The sequence below is a fragment of the Actinomadura sp. 7K534 genome (genome assembly GCF_004348575.1).
Taxonomy (GTDB): domain Bacteria; phylum Actinomycetota; class Actinomycetes; order Streptosporangiales; family Streptosporangiaceae; genus Spirillospora; species Spirillospora livida.
In genome coordinates this window covers 1-473 of the sequence record NZ_SMKB01000556.1, presented here as the reverse complement: position 1 = coordinate 473, position 473 = coordinate 1, and the positions used below count along the sequence as shown (strand labels likewise).

The window sequence follows — 473 nt, the reverse complement described above, 5'->3', positions numbered from 1 at the left end:
GTCGGGCCCGGCGCCCTATCCGCCGCCGCCCCACGGCCACCCGACCGCACCGCCGCCCGTGCACGTCCACCACGGCGCACCCGGCTACCACGGCCACCGCCGCCACGGCGGCGCGGCCGCGGCGGCAGGTCTGGTCGGCGGCGCCGCGGCCGCCGGCGTCGCGGGCGGCATGGCCCTCGGCGCGGCGGGCGGAGCGGCCGGATACGCGCAGAACGTCGCCGGTTACGTGGCCGGCGCCCCCGTGGACGCCTTCGGCAACGTGATCGCCGGCTACGCGGGCCAGGCCGCCGGCAACATCGCGGGCAACATAGCCGCCGACGCCGCCAGCGGCATCGCAGGCGACGTCGCCGGAGAGATCGCCGGCGGCGCCGCCGAAATCCTCGGCGGCCTCCTAGGCGGCCTCTTCGGCTGACCCACCCCCGACCAACTCGGCGCCGCCGCGGACACGCCCCGCGGCGACGCGACCCCACGAC

General features: G+C 79.9%; 1 pseudogene. It reads left to right on the top strand.

Features of this window, described 5'->3' with window-relative positions:
* A pseudogene (locus tag E1266_RS38685) lies at window positions 1-412 on the top strand (hypothetical protein); the annotation flags it as partial.
* Window positions 413-473: the final 61 nt, after the last annotated feature.